The organism is Falsiroseomonas sp. E2-1-a4 (genome assembly GCF_051433165.1).
In the GTDB taxonomy this organism is placed as follows: domain Bacteria; phylum Pseudomonadota; class Alphaproteobacteria; order Acetobacterales; family Acetobacteraceae; genus Falsiroseomonas.
The window spans coordinates 53,157-69,397 of the sequence record NZ_JBHMFS010000009.1; the positions used below are offsets into that span (position 1 = coordinate 53,157).

Annotated in this window: 16 protein-coding genes; 11 read left to right on the plus strand and 5 right to left on the minus strand. The window is 68.8% G+C overall.

Features of this window, described 5'->3' with window-relative positions; all coding sequences use genetic code 11:
- Position 1: 1 nt before the first annotated feature.
- Both radA and ACFHNC_RS11660 read left to right on the plus strand, forming a co-directional pair.
- Positions 2-1,426, plus strand: a complete 1,425-nt coding sequence (gene radA, locus ACFHNC_RS11655; protein ID WP_437169389.1) for a DNA repair protein RadA — start codon at positions 2-4, stop codon at positions 1,424-1,426.
- Positions 1,427-1,531: 105 nt separating this feature from the next.
- Positions 1,532-2,506, plus strand: a complete 975-nt coding sequence (locus ACFHNC_RS11660) for an NAD-dependent epimerase/dehydratase family protein (RefSeq protein ID WP_437169390.1) — start codon at positions 1,532-1,534, stop codon at positions 2,504-2,506.
- A 3-nt stretch (positions 2,507-2,509) separates the two neighbouring features.
- On the opposite strand, the gene ACFHNC_RS11665 is transcribed toward ACFHNC_RS11660, so the two are convergent.
- Positions 2,510-2,845, minus strand: a complete 336-nt coding sequence (locus tag ACFHNC_RS11665) for a BrnA antitoxin family protein (protein ID WP_437169391.1) — start codon at positions 2,843-2,845, stop codon at positions 2,510-2,512.
- Positions 2,808-3,077, minus strand: a complete 270-nt coding sequence (locus ACFHNC_RS11670) for a BrnT family toxin (RefSeq protein WP_437169392.1) — start codon at positions 3,075-3,077, stop codon at positions 2,808-2,810. Before ACFHNC_RS11670 ends, ACFHNC_RS11665 begins: the two co-directional genes overlap by 38 nt.
- A 200-nt stretch (positions 3,078-3,277) precedes the next feature.
- Here ACFHNC_RS11670 and ACFHNC_RS11675 point away from each other — a divergent pair, with 200 nt between their 5' ends.
- The 4 genes from ACFHNC_RS11675 to ACFHNC_RS11690 are packed head-to-tail and all read left to right on the plus strand — an operon-like array spanning position 3,278 to position 6,814.
- A complete protein-coding gene (locus ACFHNC_RS11675) occupies positions 3,278-3,838 on the plus strand; it encodes a CvpA family protein (protein ID WP_437169393.1) in 561 nt (186 codons plus the stop codon).
- A gap of 9 nt (positions 3,839-3,847) precedes the next feature.
- Entirely contained in the window at positions 3,848-5,320 is a 1,473-nt protein-coding gene (purF, locus tag ACFHNC_RS11680) for an amidophosphoribosyltransferase (protein WP_437169394.1), read from the plus strand.
- A gap of 20 nt (positions 5,321-5,340) precedes the next feature.
- Positions 5,341-6,075: an SDR family NAD(P)-dependent oxidoreductase gene (locus tag ACFHNC_RS11685; protein WP_437169395.1), complete on the plus strand. Its 735-nt coding sequence runs from the start codon at positions 5,341-5,343 to the stop codon at positions 6,073-6,075.
- A gap of 10 nt (positions 6,076-6,085) precedes the next feature.
- The gene (locus ACFHNC_RS11690; RefSeq protein WP_437169396.1) at positions 6,086-6,814 is read left to right on the plus strand and encodes a substrate-binding periplasmic protein; all 729 of its coding nucleotides are present in this window, start codon (positions 6,086-6,088) and stop codon (positions 6,812-6,814) included.
- Here ACFHNC_RS11690 and ACFHNC_RS11695 read toward each other — a convergent pair.
- On the minus strand, positions 6,799-7,704 hold the full coding sequence (locus ACFHNC_RS11695) for a LysR substrate-binding domain-containing protein (RefSeq protein ID WP_437169397.1): 906 nt from the start codon (positions 7,702-7,704) through the stop codon (positions 6,799-6,801). The genes ACFHNC_RS11690 and ACFHNC_RS11695 overlap by 16 nt on opposite strands.
- A gap of 81 nt (positions 7,705-7,785) precedes the next feature.
- Between ACFHNC_RS11695 and ACFHNC_RS11700 the strand changes: the two genes are divergently transcribed.
- From ACFHNC_RS11700 to ACFHNC_RS11720, 5 genes are all read left to right on the plus strand, one after another.
- Positions 7,786-9,426, plus strand: coding sequence for a hydantoinase B/oxoprolinase family protein (locus ACFHNC_RS11700; protein ID WP_437169398.1), 1,641 nt, complete (start codon positions 7,786-7,788; stop codon positions 9,424-9,426).
- On the plus strand, positions 9,423-10,403 hold the full coding sequence (locus tag ACFHNC_RS11705) for a Bug family tripartite tricarboxylate transporter substrate binding protein (protein WP_437169399.1): 981 nt from the start codon (positions 9,423-9,425) through the stop codon (positions 10,401-10,403). Before ACFHNC_RS11700 ends, ACFHNC_RS11705 begins: the two co-directional genes overlap by 4 nt.
- A 130-nt stretch (positions 10,404-10,533) precedes the next feature.
- Positions 10,534-12,630: a hydantoinase/oxoprolinase family protein gene (locus tag ACFHNC_RS11710; protein WP_437169400.1), complete on the plus strand. Its 2,097-nt coding sequence runs from the start codon at positions 10,534-10,536 to the stop codon at positions 12,628-12,630.
- Positions 12,627-13,583 carry a branched-chain amino acid transaminase gene (locus ACFHNC_RS11715; RefSeq protein ID WP_437169401.1) on the plus strand — a complete coding sequence of 319 codons (957 nt, stop codon included), beginning with the start codon at positions 12,627-12,629 and terminating at the stop codon, positions 13,581-13,583. Before ACFHNC_RS11710 ends, ACFHNC_RS11715 begins: the two co-directional genes overlap by 4 nt.
- Positions 13,580-15,244: a thiamine pyrophosphate-binding protein gene (locus ACFHNC_RS11720; RefSeq protein ID WP_437169402.1), complete on the plus strand. Its 1,665-nt coding sequence runs from the start codon at positions 13,580-13,582 to the stop codon at positions 15,242-15,244. The genes ACFHNC_RS11715 and ACFHNC_RS11720 overlap by 4 nt, the downstream gene beginning before the upstream one ends.
- Here ACFHNC_RS11720 and ACFHNC_RS11725 read toward each other — a convergent pair.
- Entirely contained in the window at positions 15,216-15,683 is a 468-nt protein-coding gene (locus ACFHNC_RS11725; protein WP_437169403.1) for a hypothetical protein, read from the minus strand. The genes ACFHNC_RS11720 and ACFHNC_RS11725 overlap by 29 nt on opposite strands.
- Positions 15,683-16,180 carry a hypothetical protein gene (locus ACFHNC_RS11730; RefSeq protein ID WP_437169404.1) on the minus strand — a complete coding sequence of 166 codons (498 nt, stop codon included), beginning with the start codon at positions 16,178-16,180 and terminating at the stop codon, positions 15,683-15,685. The genes ACFHNC_RS11725 and ACFHNC_RS11730 overlap by 1 nt, the downstream gene beginning before the upstream one ends.
- Positions 16,181-16,241: the final 61 nt, after the last annotated feature.

The following is a 16,241-nucleotide window of genomic DNA, read 5'->3' on the forward strand; positions in this document are numbered from 1 at the left end:
CATGGCCAAGCCCACCACCCGCTATGTCTGCCAGGCCTGCGGCGCCCCCCATACGAAATGGCAGGGCCGTTGCGATGCCTGCGGCGAGTGGAACACGCTGTCCGAGGAAGTTACCGAGTCCCGCGGCCCCGGTCCTGCCGCCAAGGCGGCCGGCGGGCGGCGGGTGGAATTCGTTGGCCTCAAGGGTAAGTCGGCCCCACCCGCCCGCATCCTGACCGGCATTGCGGAGCTGGACCGGGTGCTAGGTGGTGGCTTGGTTCCGGCCTCCGCCGTGCTGGTGGGCGGTGATCCAGGCATCGGTAAATCCACCATCCTGCTGCAGGCCGCCGCCCGCATCGCCAGTACCGGCCGCCGCAGCCTGTACATATCGGGCGAGGAGGCGGTGGAGCAGGTGCGGCTGCGCGCCGCCCGCCTCGGCCTGACCGACAGCCCCATGGGCCTGGCCGCCGCCACCAGCCTGCGCGACATCGTGGCCAGCCTGGAAGGGGAGGGCGATGTGGCGTTGGTCATCATCGACTCGATCCAAACCGTCTGGCTCGATGCGCTGGATTCGGCCCCGGGCACCGTCAGCCAGGTGCGCGCCTGCGCGGCGGAGTTGATCCGCCTGGCCAAGGCGCGCGGCTTCGCCATCGTCCTCGTCGGTCACGTCACCAAGGAAGGCACGCTGGCCGGCCCCCGCGTGCTGGAGCACATGGTGGACGCCACGCTGTATTTCGAAGGCGACCGTGGCCACCAGTTCCGCATCCTGCGCGCCGTCAAGAACCGCTACGGCGCCACGGACGAAATCGGCGTGTTCGAGATGACGGAGCGCGGGCTGGTCGAAGTGGCCAACCCCTCCGCCCTGTTCCTGGCGGAACGCCGCGGCAATGTTTCCGGCAGCGCGGTCTTCGCGGGCATCGAGGGCACGCGCCCGGTGTTGGTGGAGGTGCAGTGCCTGCTCTCGCCGAGTGCGGGCGGCAGCCCGCGCCGTCAGGTGGTGGGCTGGGATTCCGGGCGGCTGGCGATGCTGCTGGCGGTGCTGGAGACGCGCTGCGGCCTCGGCGTCGGCCAGAACGACGTCTATCTCAACATCGCCGGCGGGCTGCGGATTGCGGAGCCGGCGGCCGACCTGGCCGTGGCGGCCGCGCTGATCTCGGCGGCCACCGACCGGCCGACCGACCCGGGCGCGGTCTATTTCGGCGAGGTCGGATTGTCCGGCGAGGTACGCCAGGTCAGCCAGGCTGAAACCCGGCTGCGGGAGGCTCAGAAGCTGGGCTTCACAGCCGCCACCCTGCCGCGCCGCGTGGCGCGCGGCAGCGGCACGCCGGCCGCGCTGCCTGGGCTGAAATTGTCGGAGACCGGGCATCTGGCCGATCTTGTCGCCGTTTTCGCGGCGCAGACGGTCAAGCGCAGGAATGTTGATCAGCCGGCCGCCGGCAAGGCTTGACGCGGAGCCTGCGCTGACGGCGCTACTGCGCCGCACGCCGGCGCGGCATCATTTTCGGGATCGCTCGGCTTTTTTGGCCATCATGTTTGAGGGAATGAAGACCGGATGGCGATTCTCGTCACGGGCGTGGCCGGTTTCGTCGGCTCGCATGTCGCCGCCACTTTGCTGGCGCGGGGTGAGCGCGTCATCGGCCTGGACAATGTGAACAGCTACTATGACGTGTCCCTGAAGGAGGCGCGCCTGGCCCGGCTGAAGCCGCTGCCCGGCTTTTCCTTCCTGCGGCTGGACCTGGCGGACCGCGATGCCGTCTTCGCCGGGCTGGCGCCGGAGATGGAAAACATCACGGAGGTCATCCACCTGGCCGCACAGGCCGGGGTGCGGTTCTCCATGATCGACCCCTACGCCTATGTGGCCTCCAACGTCATGGGTCATGTGGTGATGCTGGAGGCAGCGCGGCGCATGCCGAAGCTGCGGCACCTCGTCTATGCCTCCTCCTCCTCCGTCTATGGCGGCAATACGCGCCTGCCGTTCCGGGAGACGGATCCTGTGGAACTGCCCGTCTCGCTTTATGCCGCGACCAAGCGGGCGGATGAGCTGATCGGCCAGGCCTACAGCCACATCTACGGCCTGCCGCAGACGGGCCTGCGCTTCTTCACCGTCTATGGCCCCTGGGGCCGGCCTGACATGGCCTACTACAGCTTCGCCCAGGCGATCGCGGCCGGGGAGCCCATCACGCTGTATGAGGGCGGGGAGCTGAAGCGCGACTTCACCTATATCGACGACATCGTGCAGGGCGTGCTGGGCTGCCTGGCGCACCCCCCCGGCCATGGCGAACGCGCGCGGCTGCTGAACATCGGCAACAACCGGGCGGAGCGGGTGCTGACCCTGGTGCGGCTGCTGGAAGAAGGCCTCGGCCGCCGCGCCATCATCCAGGACGCGCCGCGGCCGGTGGCGGATGTGGAGGAGACCTTCGCGGACATCTCCGCCATCCAGGCCCTTGTCGGCTTTGCGCCGACCACGACGCTGGCGGAGGGTATTCCGAAGTTCGTCGCCTGGTTCCGTGACTGGCACGGGGTGTGACGGTCAGCCCTTCGGATCATCGCCCCGCGCCGTAACATAGGCGCGAAGGACGGCGTTCATCCAGGTCTGGTAGCCGGGGCCCTGGCTGCGGAAATATTCGATGATGTCGGCGTCGATCCGCAGCGACAGCAGCTTCTTGGCGACGGGGGAGGCTGGCCGCGCCGCCTCATGCCAGTTGGCGGGCACGTCCTTCCAATCCGCGTCCTGGGCGATGGCGTGTTCGAGTTCCGCCTCGCTCGTCGCATCGACCCTGGCCCAGTCGCTGCGGCTTTCGCCACGCGCGCGCAGCGCACGAAGCTCGTCAGCCGAATAGCGCCTGATGTCGGCGTTTTTCCCCATCTCGGGCTCTCCTCAGGGAGATGATGCGCAAGGCATCACCCCGCGGCGTATAGATCACAACACAGTAGCGGCCATGGATCAGTCCGATCGCGAGGAAGCGGACAGTATCGTTGCCGGGTGCAGTCTCGGCGATGCAGTGGTCACCTTCGAACAGGAGGCTGCAATCAAGAAAATCGAGCTTGTGCTGAGCAAGGTTCTGTTCGCGCTTCTTTTCGTGCCATTCGAGGATCATCGGGTGCTCCGCATGGGCGTGCCATCGGCAGACTGCCGCTGACCATGTGTGAGAAGAACATCCCCAACTCCTGCGGATCACCTGCCGGGATGCGGCAGTAAGCGACCGTAGCTACAATTGACGCTACACGCAAGCGACTCGGCGTATCCCTTCCCACGCCACGATGACACCCGCCCGCTTGCCCGCTATAGGCTGCCGCAATGACCTGGGTTGATGCTGTCATCCTCGCGGTGTGCCTGCTTTCTGCGGGGCTCGCCTATTTCCGTGGCCTGGTGCGCGAGGTTCTGGGCGTTGGTGCCTGGGCGGGCGCGATCATCGCCGGCATCATGGCCGAACCGGCGGTCACGCCGCTGGTCGCGCAATATGTGGAACCGCCCTGGCTGGCCACCGGCGTTGCCGTCGGCGCGGTGTTCCTGGTTGTGCTGATCATCCTCAAGCTGCTGACCGCCTGGCTCGCGGGCCATGTGCAGCGCTCCGCCCTGGGTGGCGTGGATCGCGTGCTTGGGTTGGTCTTCGGCCTCGCGCGGGGTGCTTTCATAGTCGTGATCGCCTATATCGTGGCTGGGCTGGTGCTGCCGGACCGGGATCAATGGCCGGAGCCGGTCCGCCAGGCACGTTCCCTGCCGTTCGCGGCACAGGGCGCGGCCTGGGTGGTGGCAAAGCTGCCGGATGATTTCCGCCCGCGCTTGCCGGATGGCACGGGCCGCCAGGAACCGAGCATGGACCAGCTGCTTCGCCCCCCCGCGCGCAGCCGGATCTGAAGGAAGCGCATGACCCAGGCCAGCCAGTGGGATATCGGCGACGACGACCATCCGCATGAGGAATGCGGTGTGGTCGGAGTCTGGGGCAGCCCCGATGCGGCCGCCCTCACGGCGCTCGGCCTGCACGCGCTGCAGCACCGGGGGCAGGAAGCGGCGGGCATCGTCTCCCTGGCCGCGCAGGGCCAGTTCCATGCCCATAAGGGCCGCGGCCTGGTGGGCGACAATTTCAGCAATGCGGCGGTCATCGCCGGCCTGCCGGGGCACGCGGCCCTCGGCCACAACCGCTACGCCACCACCGGGGAGACGGCGCTGCGCAACGTGCAGCCGCTTTATGCCGATTTCGAATTCGGCGGCTTCGCCGTGGCGCATAACGGCAACCTGACCAACGCCCATGTGCTGAAGCGCGCCCTGGTCCGCCGTGGCTGCCTGTTCCAGTCGACCACGGATTCCGAGGTGTTCATTCATCTCATCGCCATCTCGCTCTACTCCACCGTGATGGACCGGCTGATCGATGCGTTGAAGCAGGTGCAGGGCGCCTACAGCCTGGTTGCCTTGCACAACGGCGCGCTGCTGGGGGCGCGGGACCCGCTCGGCGTGCGGCCGCTGGTGCTGGGCAAGCTGGCCACCGGCGGCTTCGTGCTGTCGAGCGAGACCTGCGGCCTGGATATCGTCGGCGCCGAATTCGTGCGGGATGTGGAGCCGGGCGAGATCGTGCTGATCGACGATTCCGGCGTGCGCTCCATCCGCCCCTTCGCGCGGCCGTCCAGCCCGCGCTTCTGCATCTTCGAATACATCTATTTCGCGCGCCCCGATTCCATCGTGGAGGGCACGCCGGTCTATGACACGCGCAAGCGCATCGGCGCCGAACTGGCGCGCGAATCCGGCGTGACGGCGGATGTGATCGTCCCTGTGCCAGATAGCGGCGTGCCGGCGGCGATGGGCTTTGCGACGGAAGCCGGCATACCCTTCGAACTCGGTATCATCCGCAACCATTATGTCGGCCGCACCTTCATCGAGCCGACGGACCAGATCCGCAACCTCGGCGTGAAGCTGAAGCACAGCGCCAATCGCAGCATGATCGAGGGCAAGCGCGTGGTACTGGTGGACGACAGCATCGTCCGCGGCACCACCAGCCGCAAGATCGTGGAAATGGTGCGCCAGGCCGGGGCGACGGAGGTGCATATGCGCATCTCCTCCCCCCCCACCACGCATTCCTGCTTCTACGGCATCGATACGCCGGAACGCGCCAAGCTGCTGGCGGCCAACCACGACGTCGCGGAAATGGCCAAGATCATCGGCGCCGACAGCCTGGCCTTCATCTCGCTGGATGGGCTGTATCGCGCACTCGGCCGCGATGGCCGCGATGCGGCGGCACCGGCCTATTGCGACGCCTGCTTCACCGGCGACTACGCCATCCCGCTGCTCGACCAGCAGGACCCTTCCGAGCGTCCGCTGCCGCTGCTGCAGGTCGCGAACCGCTGACGCCCAGCCAGGACAATCCCGTGAGCCTTCCGCTTGAAAATCGTGTCGCGCTGGTCACCGGCGCCTCCCGCGGCATCGGGGCCGCGCTGGCGGTGGAACTGGCGCGGATGGGGGCGCAGCTTGTCCTCATCGCCCGCACCCAGGGCGGGCTGGAGGAGACGGATGACGCGATCCGCGCCGTCTCCGGTCGCGGCGCCACGCTGTTGCCGCTGGACCTGCACAAGGATGCGGAGAAGCAGCTCGACCTGATCGGGCCTTCGATCATGGAGCGGTTCGGGCGGCTGGATATTTTGGTCCACAATGCCGGCGTGCTGAACAAGCTGACGCCGGTGGCGCATATCGAGCCGAAGGATTGGGCGCAGACGGTGGGCGTGAACCTGACCGCCGCCTGGCGCCTGATCCGCACCTGCGACCCGCCCCTGCGCGCGGCGGAGGCCGGCCGCGCCGTCTTCGTCACCACCGGGCGTGTACCGCGGCCCAAGGCCTATTGGGGCATGTACGGCGCCACCAAGGCGGGCATGGAGCATCTGGTGCTGACCTGGGCGCAGGAGGTTGCGACCACGCGCCTGCGGGTGAACCTGTTCGACCCCGACATCGTCGCCACCAAGCTGCGCGCCCAGGCGATGCCGGGCGAGGATTCGTCGAAATTGACCCAGCCGGCGGAGGTGGCCCCGGCGCTGGCCGCGCTGTGCCTGCCCAGCGAAATCCGCAACGGCGCCCGGGTCGTGTTCGGCCCGGCGGCGCCTGTGCAGTAGGGGAGCTGCAATGCTGCGCCTTTCCCGCCGAGGCCTGGTCGCCACCGGCTTGCTGGCGATGCCCCGCCTGGCGCGGGCGGCGGCGCCGCTGGAGGTCATCACCTCCGACATCCGCCCGCTGTCCTTTCCCGGCACGGACCGGTACGGCATCACCCTCGATATCCTGGCGGAGGCGATCATCGCCATCGGCCGCACGCCGCGCTTCACCTTCCTGCGCTTCGGCGATTCGGTGGAACGCGCCCGCGAGGTCCCTGGCACGCTGCTCTGCCCGATCGGCCGCACCGCGACGCGGGAGGCACAATTCACCTGGGTGGCGAAGGTCATCGACGTGCCGCAGGCCATGGGCACCCTGGCGGACCGCCCCGTGGTGGATCTGGCCGCCGCGCGCGCCCTGGCGCGGATCGGCGTGGTGCGGAACGGGCTGCAGGAGGTGTTCCTGCGGCAGAACGGCTTCGACAGCCTGCTGGTGTTGGAAACCGGCCGCGACTTGGCGCTGGCCCTGGCGGAAGGCCGCATCGAGGCCTGGTACGCGACGGAGCCCGAGATCATCCAGCAGTTCGTGTCCATCGGCCGCTCCGGCGGCGTTCGCACCGGCCCCGCCTTGCAGACCGCCGCCGCCTGGCTCGCCGCCCACCCCGACCCGCGTGACCTGCCGATTGCCGCCCTGCGCACCGCGATGGCGCGGCTGGAGGCGGATGGCACGGCGGCGCGCATCTATCGCGGCTACGCGGCCGGCTGATCCGGCGCCAGCGCCGCCTGCAGCCAGGTGCCGAAGGCCTGCACGGTGGAGCGGCGGGAGGCCATTTCGGTCATCACCAGATGGTAGCCGGTGCCGTCATCCAGCGTGCCGGCAAAGGGCCGCACCAGCCGGCCGGCGGCCAGCGCATCCGCGACCAGCACGCCCCAGCCAACGGCCAGGCCTTGCCCGGCCTCGGCGGCGGCCAGCGCCAGGGCGGTTTCGTCGAAGCGGGGCCCGGGGGTGGCCAGCGCCGGGTTCAGCCCGGCGGCCAGCAGCCAGTCGCGCCAATGCGGGCGCTCGGCGTAGTGCAGCAGGGTGGATTGGGCGATGGTCTCCGCCGGCGGCAGGGCCTCGGGCAGGTATCCGGGGGCGCAGACCGGGAACAGCACCTCCCGCGTCAGCGGGCGCACCACATGGCCGGGCCAGTCGCCGGTACCGGCGCGGATGGCCACATCGACATCGGCGCCGTGCAACTGCGCGAAATAGCGATGGGTTTCCAGGCGAAGCTCGATCCAGGGATGCGCCCGTGTGAAGCCGGCGATGCGCGGCGCCAGCACCCGCATGGCGAAGGTGCGGGCGGCGTTGACCACCAGGGTGGTGCGGGAGCGGGGCTGGCCGATGCGGAACAGCCCGGCCTCCAACTGCTCCAGCCCGCGCCGCACGTAATCGGCCAGCAGGTCCCCGGCCTCCGTCAGCTTCAGGCCGCGCGGGCCGCGCAGGAACAGGGGTTCGGCAAGCTGGTCCTCCAGCGACTTCACTTGGCGGCTGATGGCGCCCTGCGTCACGCCGAGTTCTTCCGCCGCGCGGGCCATGTTGAGGTGGCGGGCGGCGGAGTCGAAGACTCGCAGCGCTTGCAGGGGCAGGCCGGACACGCCTTGAGGTAGGCTCATGGCTCGGCACCTTAATGGGTTGCTACCGGGGGCGCCAAGCCGGGGTCAGACTGCCAGCCTTGGCTGGAGCTTTTCGAAAAAATGCATTTCGACCCCGTCACGCTGCAGATCCTGTGGAGCCGGCTGATCTCGATCGCCGATGAGGCGGCGGCGGCGCTGCTGCGGACCTCGTTTTCCACCATCGTGCGCGAATCCAATGATTTCGCGACGGTGCTGATGGATGCGGAGGGCAACAGCCTGGCGGAGAATTCCATTGGCATCCCGAGCTTCGTCGGCCTGCTGCCGCGCACGCTGAAGCACATGCTGGCGGAATATCCGCTGGAGGAATTGCGGCCGGGCGATGTGCTGATGACCAACGACCCGTGGATGGGCACGGGGCATCTGCTGGACATCACCACGGCGATGCCGGTGTTCCACCAGGGCCGGCTGGTGGCCTTCGCCGGCGCCACCTCGCACATGCCGGATATCGGCGGCACGCTGTGGTCGGCGGATTGCACGGAGGTGTTCGAAGAAGGGCTGCGGATTCCGCCGACGAAGTTCCTGGTTCAAGGCCAGGAGAACCGGGAGGTGGTGCGCTTCATCCGCGGCAATGTGCGGGTGCCGGACCAGGTGATGGGCGACATCCAGGCGCAGATCACGGCCATCACCGTCTGCGCCCGGCGCGTGGTGGAGTTTCTGGGCGATACCGGCCTAGCCGACCTTACGGCGTTGTCGGCGACGCTCCAGGCGCGTGCCGATGGCGCGATGCGCCAGGCGATCGCGGCGCTGCCGGATGGCACCTGGCACGGCACGGTCTTCGCCGATGGCTATGAGGATGCGGAGACGCGCATCCAATGCGCGCTGACCATCGCGGGCGACATCCTGAGCGTGGATTACGCCGGCACCTCGCCGCAGATCGCGCGCGGGCTGAACAGCGTGATGAACTACACCTACGCCTACACCGTCTATCCGCTGAAATGCGCGCTGGACCCGATGACGCCACGCAACGAGGGCAGCTATCGCGCCATCGACGTGACGGCGCCGGAGGGCAGCATCCTCAACCCGCGCTGGCCGGCTGCGGTGAATGCGCGGCACCTGACGGGGCTGTTCCTCTCGGGCGCACTGTACAAATGCCTGGCGCAGATCGCGCCGCAGCTGGTGGTGGCGGACAGCGCCTCCCCGGCGCCGCGGCCGGTCTATACCGGGCAGGATGATCGCGGCGACCGCTTCAGCCAGGTGCTGTTCGGCAGCGGCGGCATGGGCGCGACGCAGGCGCGCGACGGGCTGAACACCACGGCCTTCCCGACCAATAGCGGCTCGGGTTCGATCGAGGCTTTCGAAGCCTCGGCCCCCATCCTGGTCTGGCGCAAGGACCTGCTGGTGGACAGTGGCGGGCCGGGCCAGTTCCGCGGCGGGCTGGGCCAGGAGATCGAGCTGGAGGTGATGACCGACCAGCCGGTGCGGCTTTCGCTGATCTCGGACCGGATGAAGCACCCGGCCGGCGGGCTGGATGGCGCGGGGGCGGGTGCTCCGGCGCTGGTGCAGTTGCAGGATGGTCGCAAACCGCATCCGAAATCCCGCACCATGCTGGCGCCGGGGGACCGGCTGACCCTGCATCTCGGCGGCGGCGGCGGTTATGGCGACCCGGCTTCGCGCGACCCGGATGCGGTGCGGCGCGATGTTGCGGATGGCTACGTCACGCCCGAAGGGGCGCAACGCGATTACGGGAGGAAAAAACAATGACCATCAAGCTCACCCGTCGTGCCCTGTCGGCCGCCTTCGCGGCTGCGCCCTTGGCGGCCCACGCGCAAACGAACTGGCCGACGCGCCCGCTGCGGATGATCGTGCCCTTCGCGCCGGGTGGCGGATCGGACACGCTCGGCCGGCTGCTGGCGACGCCGCTGGGCGCGGAGCTGGGCCAGCCCGTGGTGGTGGAGAACCGCGCCGGCGCCGGCAGCCAGATCGGCGCGGAGGCGGTGATGCGCAGCGCGCCGGATGGCCTGACGCTGCTGCTGGGCGATACGCCGCTGGCGACGATCCCGGCGGTGCAGGCCGCCGCCGGCCAGGCCGTGGCCTTCGACACGGCGCGCGACTTTACCGCGATTGCCACGCTCGGCGTGGCACCTGCGCTGCTGGTGGTGGCCACATCCTCCCCCTTCCGCACCACGCGGGATCTGCTGGAGGCGGCGCGGGCGCGGCCGGAGGCGGTGAACATCGCCTCCGGCGGCACCGCCACCAGCACGCATCTGATGATCGAATTGTTGCAGATGCGCAGCGGCGTGAAGGTGACGCATGTGCCCTATCGCGGCACCGGCGCAGCCTTGCCCGATGTGTTGAACGGCACGGTGCAGGCGATGATCCAGGCGATGGCCACCGCCGCGCCGCTGGTCGCCGCCGGGCAGATGCGCGTCATCGGCGTGGCGGCGGAACAGCGCCTGCCGGCGATGCCGGATGTGCCGACGCTGCGCGAGCAGGGCGTGGATCTGGTGGCCGGCTTCTGGTGGGGCGTGCTCGGCCCGGCCGGCATCCCGGCCCCCATCGTGGCGCGGCTCCAGCAGGCGATCGACAAGGCGATGGCGAGCGAGTCGGTGCAGGCGCGACTGCCGGCGCTGGGTCTGGAACGCCTGCAACTCGGCCCGGACGGCTTCCGGACGATGCTGGTGAGCGAGACGGCGCGCTGGCGCGACGTGGTGCAGACGGCGGGGATCAAGCCTGAATGAGAGCGACCTGTGGGAGGTTTGCCATGCAGCCGGTGCACTTCGCACCGGCTGAGCGGCCGAACGGCCGCCGCGGCATATGCCGCGCAGCCAAGGCCGTGGATGCGGCCGCCCGGCGCATGAGGGCATCAGGATGACGGATGTTTCGCGCCCCTACCGCATCGGGGTCGATGTCGGCGGCACTTTCACGGATTTCGTGCTGGTGGATGACGCCACCGGTCGTGTGCTGACTGGCAAGCGACTGACCACACCGGACGATCCGGGCCGCGCCATCCTGGAGGGCATTTCCCGAATTCTGTCAGAGGCGGGCGCCGCGATCGGCGATGTGCGCCAGGTGGTCCATGGCACGACACTGGTGACCAACACCGTGATCGAGCGCAAGGGCGCGCGCATCGGCCTGGTGACTACGCGCGGCTTCCGCGACAGCCTCGAGATGGGGCGGGAGATGCGCTACGATTTGTACGACCTGTTCCTCGACAAGCCGGAGCCGCTGGTGCCGCGCCCGCGCCGCCATGCGGTGACGCAACGCCATGATGCGCGGGGGCGCGAATTGGTGCCACTGGTGGAAGCCGAGGTGCGCGATGCAGCGCGTGCGTTGCGCGCCGATGCGGTAGAGGCGGTGGCAGTGTGCCTGCTGCACAGCTACCTCGACGCCTCGCATGAACGGCGTGTCGGCGCGATCCTGGCGGAGGAATTGCCGGGCGTGCCCGTCACGCTGTCCTCCGATGTGGCGCCGGAAATTCGCGAATACGAACGCGCCAACACCGCCTGCGTGAACGCCTATGTGCTGCCGCTGATGGATCGCTATTTGGCGAGGCTGGAAGCGGAGTTGCAGCGGCGCGGATTGGGCGGGCCGCTGCATCTGATGCTGTCGGCGGGTGGCATCGCCTCCGTGGGCTATGCGCGGGCCAACCCGGTGCAGTTGATCGAGAGTGGCCCGGCCGCGGGTGCCACCGCCGCGATGCATTATGGCCGCATCGCAGGTGTGTCGGACATGATCTCCTTCGACATGGGCGGCACAACCGCGAAGATGTGCCTGATCGAGAAGGGGGAGGCGGAACATGCCTCGACCTTCGAGGCCGCGCGGGTGCGGCGCTTCCGCAAGGGGTCCGGCCTGCCGTTGAAGGTGCCGGTGATCGACCTCATCGAGATCGGTGCCGGCGGTGGCTCCATCGCGCATGTGAATGCGATGGGACTGCTGAATGTCGGGCCAGAATCCGCGGGCTCTGTGCCGGGCCCGGTCTGCTATGGGCGCGGCGGCACGCGGCCCACGGTGACGGATGCCGACCTGCTGCTGGGCTATCTCTCGCCCGAGTATTTTTTGGGCGGCGAGATGGCGCTGGACCTCGCGGCGGTGGAAGGCGCGATGCAGGAGCATCTGGCCCAGAAACTTGGCATGAGCGCGCTGGAAGCCGCGGCTGGAATCCACAGCATCGTCAACGAGAACATGGCCGCCGCCACGCGCATGTATGTGGCCGAGAAGGGCCGCGATCCGCGCCGCTACGCGATGCTCGCCTTCGGCGGCGCCGGGCCGGTGCATGCCTATGGATTGGCGAAACTGCTGAAGCTGTCTCGTGTCATCGTGCCGCAGGGCGCCGGCGTGGCCTCGGCGCTTGGCTTCCTGGTTGCCGCGCCGGCCATCGACCTGGTGCGCTCCGGCGTGCAGCGGCTGACCGCGGTGGATTGGGACGGCGTGGCGGCAAAATTTTCAGAGATGGAGGCGGAGGCGCGCGCCATGTTGCTCGATGCCGGCGCGGCACCCGGCGACGTGCAGTTCCGCCGCAGCGTGGATATGCGTTACGCCGGCCAGGGCTTCGATATCAGCGTGCCGATCCCCGGCGCGGCGGACGCCGCCGCGGTGGAGGCCGCCTTCCGCGAAACCTACTTCGGCCTGTTCGACCGCCGCATCAAAGGCGTGGCGATGGAGGTGCTGTCCTGGCGCCTGCACGCCACGGCCAGCCGCCCCGCGGTGCCGGAAGGCTTCACGCCGCCAAAGGGCGAAGGCCCCGCCCTGAAGGGCCACCGCAATGTCTGGTTCGCGTCCACCGGCCTCGCCCCCTGCGCCGTCTATGACCGCTACCGCCTGCCCGTGGGCCAACGCATCGCCGGCCCCGCGGTGGTCGAGGAACGCGAATCCACTGTCGTCATCGGCCCCGACGCGCACATCACCCGCGACGTCCACGGCAATCTGCTGATCGACATCACCTATCCGGAGGAGACAACCCCATGAGCAAAGCGGCGGACTACGCCTGGCTCGACGGCAAACTGGTGCCCTGGGCCAATGCCACCATGCACATCTCCACCGAATGCGTTTTGCGCGGCGAGAATGTGTTCGAGGGCATCCGCGCCTACTGGAACGAGGAGCAGCAGGAGCTTTACACCTTCCGCCACGCCGACCACATCGCGCGGCTGCGGCAGGGCGCGCGCATCATGCGCATGACCATCCCCTACACCGATGCGGAGATCGAGGCGGCGAGCCTCGAACTCATCCGCGCCTGCAACTACCGCGAAACCATCCACTACCGCCCCGTGGTGTATTTCGCGGAAGGCGAGCTGACGCATTACCTGCCCAGCGAAATCCGCACCGGCTTCTTCATTCTCGCCTTCGCCATGCCGTCGAAGAAGGTGCAGGAAACCGGCGTGAAAAGCGCCATCAGCACCTGGCGCCGCAACAGCGATCTCGCCTCCCCATCGCGCATCAAGTCCGGCGCGAATTATCACAATTCGCGGCTCGCCTATATCGAGGCGCGGATGAACGGCATGGGCCCGCCCGTCATGCTGAACGCTGCCGGCAAGGTGGCCGAAGGCCCCGGCGCCTGCGTGATGATCGTCCGCCACGGCAAGCTGATCACGCCGCCCGTCACCGCCGACATCCTGGAATCCATCACGCGCGAGACGCTGATGGAATTGGCGCGGGAGGAACTCGGCATGGATGTGGTGGAGCGCGATGTGGATCGCTCCGAGCTTTACGTCGCCGACGAGGCCTTCTTCTGCGGCAGCGGCGCGGAGGTGCTGCCGATGGTCTCGATCGACCACTACGACATCGGTGACGGCACGCCGGGCGCCGTCACCCGCAAGCTGCAAACGCTCTACAACGATGCGGTGCGCGGAAAACTCGAGAAGTACCGGCACTGGCTGACGCCGGTCTGGCGCAGCAACGCCACGAAGGCGGCCGCGGAATGACGCGCAGCGTCGGAAGGCTGGTCGCCGAAAGCCTCGCCGCGCATGGCGTGGATTTGCTGTTCTGCGTCCCGGGCGAAAGCTTTCTCGGCCTGACGGATGCGCTGGTGGATGTGCCCGCGCTCAAGCTGGTGGTGTGCCGGCATGAAGGTGGCGCCGCCTATATGGCCGCCGCTGATGGCCGCATGCGGGCCGGGCGCGCGGGGGTGTGCATGGTCTCCCGCGGTCCCGGCGTCTCCAACGCCATGATCGGCCTGCACACGGCGTTCCATGACGCCATCCCGATGGTGCTGATCATCGGCCAGGTCGAACGCCGCGACCGCGGCCGCGGCGCGTTGCAGGAACAGGACTACGGCAAATACCTGGCGGATACGGTGAAGGCCGTGATCCCGGTGGATCTGCCCATCCAGGCCAGCGAGGCGATCGCGCGCGCCTTCCATTTGGCCGAATCCGGCACGCCCGGCCCGGTGGCGGTGGTGCTGCCGGAGGATGTGCTGGACGAGCCGGCCAACGACATCCCCCTCGCCAAGCCGCGCATCCGCGCCACCCCCGGCCCGGCGCCGGCGCAGGTGGAGGAATTGGCCAAGCGGCTCGCCGCCGCGCAGCGCCCGGTGATGCTGGTCGGCGGCGCCATGGATGGCCCGCCGGCGGCCCTCGCCGCGCTGCAGCGCCTTGCGGAGGAGTGGTCGCTGCCCATCGCGCCGACGCATCGGCGCCCGCATCTGTTCGACAGCCACCACCCCAACTACGCCGGCTATATCGGCAACCGCGTGCAGCCGCCGCTGATGGCGGCGTTGCGGGAGGCGGATCTGCTGGTGGCGCTGGGTGAGCGCATGACCGATGTCGTCAGCCAATCCTACACCTGGCCCACCGCGCCGGACCCGCAGATGCCGCTGGTGCATGTCTGGCCCGACCCCTCCGAGCTCAACCGCGTCTTCCGCGCCGACCTGCCCATGGCCTGCGATCCGGCCCAGCTGGTCGAGGCGCTGCTGGCCCGGCGCGCGCCGCCGACCCCACCCGGCCGCGCCGCCTGGATCGCCCGGCTGCATGGGCTGCATCGCGACCTGACAGCGCCGCGCTGGGACCCCGCGCCGGATGGGGTGAATTTCGCCGCCGTCTGCGTCGCGGTGGCGGAGCGGATGACGGCGGATGCGGTGCTGACCACCGATGCCGGCAATTTCACCAGCTTCGTGCACCGCCACATCCCCTTCCGGCCGGGCCAGATGTTCCTTGGGTCCGCCGTGGGTGGCATGGGGGCAGGATTGCCGATGGCGGTCGCCGCCAGCATCCGGCATCCCGGGCGCCAGGTGATTGCCGTCACCGGCGATGGCGGCGCGCTGATGACGGGCAACGAGATTGCCACGGCGATGCGCCACGGCGCCGCGCCGGTGCTGCTGGTGTCAGACAACCGCACTTACGGCTCCATCGGCATGCACCACGCCAACCGCTACCCCGGCCGCAACTACGCCGATGCGGCCGATCTGGTGAATCCGGATTTCGCCGCCTGGGGACGCGCCTTCGGGGCAGAAGGTTTCGCCATCCGGACGGAGGCCGACATCGCCCCTGTCCTGGACGCAGCCCTGGCGCCGCGCAGCGTGCCGGCAGTGGTGCATGTGCACGCCTCCGCCTTGCAGGTCACGGCGTGGCGGCGTCTGAAGGGATAGCCCGGCTGCAGGGAAGATGCGGCACCGGGCGACCGGCGGCGCGGATCGCGCCATCCTGCCATGTCACAGGTCCGGTCATCGGTGCGCTGACGTGGCGGATGACGCAAAGCCCCATATCAAGCGTGAGAATACGCATGTTGCTGCCGCTGAAGGTTGGCAGGACCAGCAGCCCCCCCTGAAAGGCCGCCAGCGGGGCCAGCAGCAGGGTCTGCGGGTCAATCTGGCAGGGCACCGCGGCATCCGGCCCGGTGAAAAGGATCGGCCCCTCCCACATCGTCGGGGCGCTCGGCGTGTCGGGGTGGTCGAGCCGCACCCGATACGCACCCACCTCGAAGGTGGAGGGGTCGGCAGTCGGGCGCATCGGCAGGGGGTGGCAGGAATCGGACCGCGCCTCGGCTGCCACGACCAGCAGGCCGGCCAGGACGAGGGTCCGCAGCATCAGGAGAAGCCGATCCTTGGCAGTTTCGGCGCACGCCAGCCGATGATCCGCATCGGCAGCCCGCCCGCAACCACATCAGCGGCCAGTGCTATGGAGCGGTATTCGACCTTGTCGCGGTCGGTCACCCCCCAGCTCCAATTGATGGTCGTGTTCTTCTTGCCGACGCCAGCGATACTGCCCCAATAGGCCGTGGGATATTTTCCGCGGTTGAGGGGGCCTGGAACGACCACGACCACATGGCCGTTCGGCGTCGCCTCCAGCCCCCCGATCACGAAATTGCCTGCCGTCGCTTTGGCACAGGCATCCGCGCCGTCGGTCACCTTGTGCCAGTTGGTACGCACATGCTGGATGATCGTATTGGCCTGGCCGGTGAGTTCCAAGCCGCAAGCCCGGGCAACAGCGCGCACGAAACCGCTGCAATCCGCCTTGTTCGCCTCCCATTTCGATTCACAGGCCGCCAGGATGGTGGCGGTGTGGGTTGCGGCGGTGGCTGTCATATCCGGGAATCCTTCACGCGCCCGTGGGTGAAGCCTGATGGAACGATTTCGGATCGGTCCG

Excerpts from the sequence above, each read along its gene's own strand:
- radA (WP_437169389.1), top strand. The coding sequence starts at position 2 with ATGGCCAAGCCCACCACCCGCTATGTCTGCCAGGCCTGCGGCGCCCCC.
- ACFHNC_RS11660 (WP_437169390.1), top strand. The coding sequence starts at position 1,532 with ATGGCGATTCTCGTCACGGGCGTGGCCGGTTTCGTCGGCTCGCATGTC.
- ACFHNC_RS11665 (WP_437169391.1), bottom strand. The coding sequence starts at position 2,845 with ATGGGGAAAAACGCCGACATCAGGCGCTATTCGGCTGACGAGCTTCGT.
- ACFHNC_RS11670 (WP_437169392.1), bottom strand. The coding sequence starts at position 3,077 with ATGATCCTCGAATGGCACGAAAAGAAGCGCGAACAGAACCTTGCTCAG.
- ACFHNC_RS11675 (WP_437169393.1), top strand. The coding sequence starts at position 3,278 with ATGACCTGGGTTGATGCTGTCATCCTCGCGGTGTGCCTGCTTTCTGCG.
- purF (WP_437169394.1), top strand. The coding sequence starts at position 3,848 with ATGACCCAGGCCAGCCAGTGGGATATCGGCGACGACGACCATCCGCAT.
- ACFHNC_RS11690 (WP_437169396.1), top strand. The coding sequence starts at position 6,086 with ATGCTGCGCCTTTCCCGCCGAGGCCTGGTCGCCACCGGCTTGCTGGCG.
- ACFHNC_RS11695 (WP_437169397.1), bottom strand. The coding sequence starts at position 7,704 with ATGAGCCTACCTCAAGGCGTGTCCGGCCTGCCCCTGCAAGCGCTGCGA.
- ACFHNC_RS11700 (WP_437169398.1), top strand. The coding sequence starts at position 7,786 with ATGCATTTCGACCCCGTCACGCTGCAGATCCTGTGGAGCCGGCTGATC.
- ACFHNC_RS11705 (WP_437169399.1), top strand. The coding sequence starts at position 9,423 with ATGACCATCAAGCTCACCCGTCGTGCCCTGTCGGCCGCCTTCGCGGCT.
- ACFHNC_RS11710 (WP_437169400.1), top strand. The coding sequence starts at position 10,534 with ATGACGGATGTTTCGCGCCCCTACCGCATCGGGGTCGATGTCGGCGGC.
- ACFHNC_RS11715 (WP_437169401.1), top strand. The coding sequence starts at position 12,627 with ATGAGCAAAGCGGCGGACTACGCCTGGCTCGACGGCAAACTGGTGCCC.
- ACFHNC_RS11720 (WP_437169402.1), top strand. The coding sequence starts at position 13,580 with ATGACGCGCAGCGTCGGAAGGCTGGTCGCCGAAAGCCTCGCCGCGCAT.
- ACFHNC_RS11725 (WP_437169403.1), bottom strand. The coding sequence starts at position 15,683 with ATGCTGCGGACCCTCGTCCTGGCCGGCCTGCTGGTCGTGGCAGCCGAG.
- ACFHNC_RS11730 (WP_437169404.1), bottom strand. The coding sequence starts at position 16,180 with ATGACAGCCACCGCCGCAACCCACACCGCCACCATCCTGGCGGCCTGT.